Source organism: Campylobacter sp. CFSAN093241 (assembly GCF_012889595.1).
Taxonomy (GTDB): Bacteria; Campylobacterota; Campylobacteria; order Campylobacterales; family Campylobacteraceae; genus Campylobacter_D; species Campylobacter_D jejuni.
On sequence record NZ_CP040612.1, the window covers coordinates 1654934 to 1662100 of the forward strand.

General features: G+C 33.4%; 6 protein-coding genes. 1 reads left to right on the forward strand and 5 read right to left on the reverse strand.

The window, feature by feature from the left end; genetic code table 11:
* Positions 1-18: 18 nt before the first annotated feature.
* On the reverse strand, positions 19-402 hold the full coding sequence (gene queF / locus FBE96_RS08475) for a preQ(1) synthase (RefSeq protein ID WP_002834281.1): 384 nt from the start codon (positions 400-402) through the stop codon (positions 19-21).
* A gap of 159 nt (positions 403-561) precedes the next feature.
* Here queF and FBE96_RS08480 point away from each other — a divergent pair, with 159 nt between their 5' ends.
* Positions 562-1161 carry an NAD(P)/FAD-dependent oxidoreductase gene (locus tag FBE96_RS08480; protein ID WP_002853070.1) on the forward strand — a complete coding sequence of 200 codons (600 nt, stop codon included), beginning with the start codon at positions 562-564 and terminating at the stop codon, positions 1159-1161.
* A 4-nt stretch (positions 1162-1165) separates the two neighbouring features.
* Here the strand turns inward: FBE96_RS08480 and metA are convergent, their stop codons facing one another.
* From metA to ruvC, 4 genes are all read right to left on the reverse strand, one after another.
* Entirely contained in the window at positions 1166-2047 is an 882-nt protein-coding gene (metA, locus tag FBE96_RS08485) for a homoserine O-succinyltransferase (RefSeq protein WP_002896000.1), read from the reverse strand.
* Positions 2048-2129: 82 nt separating this feature from the next.
* A complete protein-coding gene (locus FBE96_RS08490; RefSeq protein ID WP_002905731.1) occupies positions 2130-3401 on the reverse strand; it encodes an O-acetylhomoserine aminocarboxypropyltransferase/cysteine synthase in 1272 nt (423 codons plus the stop codon).
* 425 nt (positions 3402-3826) lie between these two features.
* The gene (gene flgE, locus FBE96_RS08495; protein ID WP_002905730.1) at positions 3827-6385 is read right to left on the reverse strand and encodes a flagellar hook protein FlgE; all 2559 of its coding nucleotides are present in this window, start codon (positions 6383-6385) and stop codon (positions 3827-3829) included.
* 204 nt (positions 6386-6589) lie between these two features.
* Entirely contained in the window at positions 6590-7072 is a 483-nt protein-coding gene (ruvC, locus tag FBE96_RS08500) for a crossover junction endodeoxyribonuclease RuvC (protein ID WP_010891952.1), read from the reverse strand.
* Positions 7073-7167: the final 95 nt, after the last annotated feature.

Here is a 7167-nt window from a genome sequence, read left to right on the forward strand (position 1 = left end):
TAATATTTTACTTAAATATTATTTTGGCACTACCATATCGCTACGACATTCTATCACCGTATGCACATTTCCACGCGGGTTAAAATCCCCCACAACTTTAATCCATTTTGGCTTGAGTTTGTCTTTTAGAGTATTATAAATTTCATTGATACTTGCTTCATGTGAAACATTTCTATACATAAAAGTATTGATATAAAGTTTTATCGCTTTAAGCTCAACCACAAATTTATCAGGCATATACTCAAGATAAATCGTTGCAAAATCAGGATAACCTGAACGCGGACAACAACACATAAATTCAGGCAAGGTGATTTTAATGATATAGTCATTTTTAGCATCATTTGGCCAAATTTCCATATTTTCTACATCAAATTCTTTAATTTCTTTTTCACCATAACGCATGAGCTTTCCTTATTGAAAATTTTTAGAAAATTATATAAAAAATTACTTTTAGAGCAATTGAAAAATAAACATTTTTAGCAAATTGCATAAAAAAGACAAATATTATATTAAATAAAGCTTTTTATACTAGAATAAGGCAAATCTTTCAAAAGGAAAAAAATGAAAAAATCAATTGCAATTATAGGCGGTAGCATCGCAGGACTTAGCGCGGCTTTATTTTTCGCTTCAGCTAAAAATGAAGAACTTGACTTTGATATCACTGTTTTTGATGAGGGTAAAGCAGATTTAAAAGCAGCAGCAATTTACAATGTTCCTTTTTTCCCAAAAGGTGCAAAAGCAGATGAAATTTACACTCACATAAAAGCACAAATTGCTTCTATGCTCGAAGTAAAATACATCGATTCAAAAGTAGTAAGCATAAGCGGAGAAAAAGGAGATTTTACTGTTAATGATGAGCAAGGCTTGGGTATAAAAGCAGATTATATCATCGTAGCAACAGGGGCAAACAAAAGCGATATCAAAGAACTTGAAGATTTTGTAATACCGCATGAGCTTATGCCAAAACCAAACAAATTTTGCTTCAAACATCACGGGAGACAGATTATCAAAGAAGGAATTTACGCAGCAGGACTTGCTTCAGGTGTTACGACTATGGTAGCTTGCGCGATGGGAAGTGCCAATGAAGCAGCTTGCGCGATTTTAAGCGATATCAAAGGTGCAGTAAGCGTATATCACGATACACCTACTACAAGAGTTTAAATCATCAAAGCACAAAAGGTGTGCTTTGATACACATCATAATTGAGCCAATTTGCAAAAATGGTATTTGCATTTGAACGCCAATTGTATTTTATATTGCCCTTTTTATCATAATAATTTTTAGCTTTTTGTATGAAATTATCTCTTACATATTCTTGATGTAAAGTCTCTTTAAAATATTCCAAATGCCCTAAAATAAAAATATTCTTTTCATCTCTTAATAAAGCCGAACCGATTTTTTTATTTCTAAGCAAAATTTTTAATTTCCCTTGTTTTTGTAGTGCTAAAATTTGCTCTTCATCCATGCTAGAATGTCTTGAATGAGGCATTAAAACCTTTTCATCTAAATTTGTTAAAAGCAGATCAGGCGAAACTTTATCATGCTTATAGACTCCAAAAATTTTCTTATCTAAAGAGATTTTATCCACACCATAAAAGTATTTTAAAGCAGCCATGGCACCCCAACAAATATACATAGAACTTGTTACATTTTGCTTTAAAAAATCAAAAATTTCTAGCAATTCTTCCCAGTAAGCAACCTTTTCAAAATCCATTTGTTCCACAGGAGCTCCTGTAACAATAGCACCATCAAATTTATGTTTTTTAACCTCTTCAAGACCCTTGTAAAATTTTTCCAAATGAGTAAAAGGAGTATTTTTACCCACATAGCTAGTCGTGGCTAAAAGTGTGATATTTACTTGCAAAGGAGAATTTGCAAGTAAGCTTAGAATTTGATTTTCTGTTTCAATTTTTTTTGGCATAAGATTGACAATCAAAATTTCTTGCGGCCTGATATCTTGATGCTTTGCTCTCCTTGATCCCATGATAAAAGCATGCTCTTTTAAAAGCTCATAAGCGGGTATATTTTCTGGAATAATCAGTGGCATTTTTTCTCCTTTATTTAATAAACCTTATTTATGATAAAGCATGGTGGAATTTTTATCTCATTCACTCAATGCAAACACACTTTTAACTTTCTATAGCTTGTTTTAAATCCGCTATCAAATCATCGCTATTTTCAAGTCCTATGCTTAAGCGTATAGTAGCTTTCGTAATGCCTGCTTTTTGGAGTTCTTCTTCGCTTAGTTGCGAATGAGTAGTAGAAGCAGGATGGATGATCAAAGACTTGCTATCACCCAAATTTGCAGCAAGTAAGAAAAGTTGAGTTTTATCACAAATTCTTCTAGCATGCTCATAATCTTTAGCTTCAAAGCTTAAAAGCCCGCTAGCAAAATTTTTATCAAAATATTTTTTAAATAAATTATGATAAGCATTACTTGCTAAAGTAGGATAATTTACGCCCTTGATATCAGGATGAGAATTTAAAAAATTCGCAACTTTTTCAGCATTTTGACTGTGTTTTTCTATACGCACTGCCAAGGTTTCAAGTCCTTGTAAAAGTAACCAAGCATTTTGAGGTGCTAAGCTAGCTCCTAGATCTCTAAGCCAAGTGATGATGACTCTAATACTAAAAATCGGCAAATCAAGTGTATTTAAATTCAGTCCATGATAACTTGGATCAGGAGTGTTAAAAGCTTTATATCTATCGTTATTTTTAAGCAAGTCGTTTAAATCTTTTCTTTCTATAAGTGCTCCACCCAAAGCAGTGCCTTGACCGCTTACATATTTACTTAAACTATGCACGATTACATCCACGCCATGTTTAAAAGGTTGGAGTAAGAAAGGAGTAGCAACGGTATTATCACAAATGCTAACGATTTTATGTTTTTTTGCTATTTGGTTTATTTTTTCTATATCAGCTATGGCAATTTGAGGATTTGAAAGACTTTCGAAAAAAATCGCTTTTGTGTTTTGATCTATAACTTTTTCCAAGCTATCTAAATCATCGATATCAAATTCCCTAGCTTCTATGCCAAAATTTTTAAGTGTGTGAGAAATTAAAGTTTGAGTCCCACCATAAATTTTGTTCGAATACGCGACATTATCTCCCGAACTTGCTAAATTGATAAGAGCATAAAAACAAGCTGCCATACCGCTAGTAACAGGAATTCCAAAAGCCCCTCCTTCGATATTAGCAAGTCTTTGTCCTAAAACATCGCTTGTAGGATTGCTAAGTCTTGAGTAAATATTGCCAAGTTCTTGAAGATTAAACCTTGCTGCAGCTTGATCCAAATTTTCAAAATTATACGCAGTGTTTTGATATATAGGCACACTAATACTTCTTTGAGTATCAAAATTATAAGCTCCGTGTAATGCTAAAGTTTCTTTATTGAAATTCATTTTTTATCCTTATTGTGTCAATGAAAAAATGTTAAAAAGCTTTTTATCGGCTTTAAATTAGGCTATTTGAAAATGTAAATTTATAGAATATGAGTATATACGAGTAGATTAAGCGTGCCAAGCACGCATACAGAAAGAAGAAAGCATTAAGTTAAAACTAATATAAGACATTTTTTCTCCTTTCTAAAAAATTATTGATTATTCTATCTTTAAAAAATAAAATTAAAATTAAATTTTAAAAAATTTATATCACATTGCTTAAAATTTTATTGCAACTCACCCCTAGCAAGAGTGAGTTAGCAATAAATTGAAGGCAGTTCAAGCCTAAACCTAGTATTACAAGACTACCAAGATAGGCTTGTAAAGCAAGGCTTGCTCCCTTTAAGGGAGCAAAAAACAATATTTTATAGAATACTAAGCTTAAATTATTGTTTAAGCTGGATTAGAGTTTGAAGCATTTGATCACTCGTTGAAATGGTTTTTGAGTTTGCTTGATAACCTCTTTGAATGATGATAAGCTCTGTTAAAGAACGACTTAAATCCACATTTGACATTTCAAGAGCTGAGGTTTTCATCTCACCACGACCTCCTGTTCCTGCTTCACCTACTACTATAGCCCCACTATTTGCAGTGACTTTAAAAAGATTTCCGCCGATTTCTTCAAGGCCTGAGTTATTTGCTACTGAAGCCATCGCCATTTTTGCCACAGCGAAGGTTTTACCATTTGTAAATTCACCTAAGATATTTCCTTTATCATCCACACGGATAGCATCAGGCTTTAAGTTACCTGAAGTATAACCATCAGTTGCTTGTCCTGTTAGAGTTGAAGCAGAATTTGAGCTTACAAGGCCGTCATTGCTTCCACTTGTTCCAAAGGAAAGTTTGATTTGTTGATTTGGTGCGGCACCGTTATTGGGTGAAAAATTTAAAGTTTTAGGATTGTAACTAGCCAAAGAGCCATCATTGTTAAATCTTGCTGTTCCTACGACGATATTGTTTGGTCCTTCGCCTGTAGTGTTAATCTCAGCAGGTTCTGGCACACGGATAATCATCTGCCATTCATTACCCCCATCTTGAGTGGTACTTTGCTTGACAAACTGCACTTCTAAAGTATGTTTTGAACCTAAAGAATCATAAATTTCAAGCCCCGCCGAAAAAGCAGAAAGCTTAAGTTGCTCACTTTCTTTGATCTGACCTCCGACTGTTAAAACTCCATCAAAAGCTTTAAAAATTTTAGTAAAGGCATCATTGGTACTTACAGTTCCTTGTTTATTACTATAGGCTGTTACATTAAAATTTATATTATGTGTTGTTCTATTTGGATTTTGAATACCAGCTGGTGGATTACTTGCAACATTAGGATTTGCTATAGAAAAATTTCCATTTTCTGTAATAACAACACTTACACCTTCATTTACATCTTCACCTGTAGTTTCAAATCCACCGCTTCCATCATAATCCACCCCATATCTAGCATCTCTTTGTAAAAGCTCTCTTAAGTCCTCTGTAGTTCTAAAAACCCTTGGTGTTGTAGTTAAAAATGAACCACTCATAGCTAATTGATAATTATTTTCAGGAGTACCAGGAGTATTTATATTTGCATTATTCCAAGTGTGTCCACCATCAGGATTATACAAAGGTGGTAAAGTTTGAGGAGTAGAGCTATAAATATATTTATGAGCTGTTACTATTTGTATTCTATCTTGATTTTGAGCAGCAGTTCCTGCTATCCAAGCACTGCCATTACCAGGTATTATAGGATTACCAGCGGGTCTTAACTGTATATTATTCCAAGCAAAGTCAGCAGGATTACCTGCAACCCTTATATTAATAAGTTCTCCAGCTGAATTATTGGCATTAACTTGTAAATCTATATTTTTCATGTTATCTGTAGTGCCATCAGCATTGTCATTGATAAAATCAATCCCACTACCATCTGCTTTTTTTACCGCTCTTACTCCTGTTCCATCTCTTGTATCATTTGGTGCAGTAAAGGTATTGATATAAGCTATAGCTTCATCCAAGCTTTTTATAGAAGTATTCTGTATATGAACTCCATTTAAAGTAATATCCAAAGTTGTAGGTTTTTGTTCATGTCCCCAAAATATAACAGGATTTTGATTTACTTTTTGATTAGGATCAAAAACACCATTATTACCTTGATTTGCTCTAGCTCCTTCTCCAGCTGTACTAAACTTAGCATCTGCATAAGATACCCAAATTCCTTGACCTTCTCTTAAATTTAAACCTGTACCATTAGCATTAAATAAAGCTCCAGCATCAACGCCTTTTTCAGTTACTTCTACAGAATTCTTAGAAGTCGTATAAAACTGAGTGGTTCCTGTATCATTTTCATCTTTAGTTTCACCTGTTTTTTTATTAAAACCATGTATAGAATCAAGTCCATATATAGGACGACTTGCTGTTCCTATATTTAAACCACTATTTAAATTCGCTTTGATGGCTACTTCGGTTGATTTTGCTGCAGGGATATGCATACCGGGATCGATAAAAATATTTTGCGGAGTTCTTGAGCTATCTATACTTTGAGTATCCCAATTGATATTCCACCCTTGAACTACAAAGCCGGCATTATTAACAAAATTTCCATAAGCATCTAGTTTAAAATCCCCGCTCCTTGTAAGATAGCGAGTAAGCCCCCCATCATCACTCACCATAAAAAAACCATCACCATTTATAGCCACATCAGTGTTTTTATCTGTGGTTTGAACTGAACCTTGAGAATGAATTCTAGTTGTAGAACTTACTGAAACGCCAAGACCGATTTGAAGTGGATTAGATCCACCTCTTCCATCAGTTGGAGCTGTAGCGATTTTCACAGTTTGGCTAAACATAGTCCCAAAATCTGCACGGGAGTATTTAAAACCAGTGGTATTAACATTTGAAATGTTATTACCTTCAACATCCATCGCAACTTGATGTGCTTGTAGTCCGCTTACGCCAGACCAAAGTGATCTCATCATCTTAAATCCTTTATAAAATATTGCTTTAAAAAAATTTAACGCTTTGGCTTTAAAAAACTTTTGCGTTTATGTGAAGTTTACAAGCAAGTTCTGTTCCAACTTTTGAAATTTTTTATGAATTTTTAAAAAATTTATAGAAAAAATTTAAAGGTATTTTAGGAGTTTATGAAGCTTTGGGCTTTTGTGTAATAAAAATTACTAAAATCACACCCTAACTCTTAAATTTGCTGCATGGGTTAAAGCTACTGCAATAGCATCTGTGATATCCAAAGGCTTGATATCTTTACTAAGTCCTAAAAGCCTTTTTACCATAAAAGCAACTTGTTCTTTAGTTGCTTTGGCTTTTCCTGTAACGGCTTTTTTTACTTGTAAGGGAGTGTATTCTGCAAAATCTCCATGAATTTGAAGAATTTTTAAAGATAGGGCTCCGCGAAATTGTGCGAGTTTTAAAACGGTTTTTGGATTGTAAGCAAAAAAGATATCTTCTATAGCCACCTCATCAAAAGAATGATTTTTAAAAATCAAGTCCAAACCCTCGCAAAGCTCTGTGATTTGATACTGTAAGGTACTTGGCTTTATCTTTATAAGTCCTGCTTCTATGAGAATGTTTTTTCCTTTGTCAGCTTCTATGATAGCATAACCACAATTTCTCGAACCTGGATCTATACCTAAAATTTTCAAATTCATACCTTTTGAAAAATAAAATACAAAAGCGGATTTTAACCTTTTTTTATAAAATTTAAGATAAAATTTATACATTATGCAAAATTTAAAGAGAGATT